Source organism: Acinetobacter sp. UNC436CL71CviS28, assembly GCF_000620525.1.
GTDB classification, from domain to species: Bacteria; Pseudomonadota; Gammaproteobacteria; order Pseudomonadales; family Moraxellaceae; genus Acinetobacter; species Acinetobacter radioresistens.
The window spans coordinates 1-1142 of record NZ_JIBB01000104.1 but is presented as its reverse complement, the minus strand read 5'-3'; the positions used below and the strand labels follow the sequence as shown (position 1 = coordinate 1142).

Here is a 1142-nt window from a genome sequence, read left to right as displayed (position 1 = left end):
TAGCGACAAAACGTATAGTTATAGCGACAAAACGTATAGTTATAGGCTTGTAAACTTATGTTTTACAAAAAGAAATTAAGGCTCTTAAACTGTTCTAAACACTCCTAAACTCTATTTAAACTCTTTTTAAACCCGATTCTAGTTTTTTTTAAAAAGTTTTTAGAAATGTTTAGAAGATTATTAAAGTGATATTTACATGACAAAAAGGGAAGGGATCTAAAAAAAATATGAGCTTTGATATATACAAACTTTTTACAAAAGTTTTAAATAATTCATTAAAGTTTTAAACTTTTTGATATATATTAAAAGCGTTTAAAAATAATTGATGTTTTTGTGTCTTTTACACACAGTTACACTTCAGTTACATTTTTAAATTAATTATATTTTGTAAGAATCCGCACTTCACTTTTAAAAAACTAGGGATCTTGCAGAAATGGCTTTAACGATGAATGACTTGAAAACAGTCGATGACTTCAACGCCAATAACTATGGTGTTGAAATTGGTATGAACGAGCAGTTCCAATATTTTGTGACTGTTAAAGTAAATGATGTTGATCACATCATTCATACTGCATCAGGAAAAATTCGATTCACACGGAATTTACCCTTCTTGATTCAAGAGATTTGTTCAATGTGCAGCAATGCCAAAACAATATCTCTAAACTTTGAAGGCAAGTTATTCGTACTGGAAAACTCATCTAAATAGAGTGACTACTTGTGTATAAAAAATTTATTTTAGGTTTAACTTTAGCTAGTGCATCTATCTTAGTTGCAGCTAAAGATGAAAATTATGGCTGTCGTGCTTTTATGTGCTTTGCTGGCGGTCTTAATGTTTCTGAATGTCAGTCTACAATTAGTGACGTAAAAAAAGATCTGGCTAAAGGTAAAGGCTTTCCTCACTGTTCATTCGTCAGCAGTAATCAAGACGGATCTGTTGGAGGTGGAGAAGGACAACCTAAAATTTCATCTTATACACATAATAAAAGAGTTTATCTGTATGTAGATGACAAGTTAGTCACTACAGTTAAAAAGTCCTAAGTTTTTGCAAGAAAAAAGCCTGATTTAATCAGGCTTTTTTTTCTTGTAATTGTTTATAGAAAATTCTTAAAACTTCTTTGACTGCTACACTTTTTCCGTGTTTT

At 30.4% G+C, this 1142-nt stretch carries 2 protein-coding genes; both read left to right on the top strand.

Features of this window, described 5'->3' with window-relative positions; translation table 11 throughout:
- Positions 1 to 433 precede the first annotated feature (433 nt).
- Positions 434 to 706, top strand: coding sequence for a hypothetical protein (locus N518_RS0115355; RefSeq protein WP_026444499.1), 273 nt, complete (start codon positions 434 to 436; stop codon positions 704 to 706).
- 11 nt (positions 707 to 717) lie between these two features.
- Entirely contained in the window at positions 718 to 1038 is a 321-nt protein-coding gene (locus tag N518_RS0115350) for a hypothetical protein (RefSeq protein ID WP_026444498.1), read from the top strand.
- Positions 1039 to 1142 lie beyond the last annotated feature (104 nt).

What these genes read in the sequence shown, in the direction of transcription:
- N518_RS0115355 (WP_026444499.1), top strand. Translation starts at nt 434, where the DNA reads ATGGCTTTAACGATGAATGACTTGAAAACAGTCGATGACTTCAACGCC.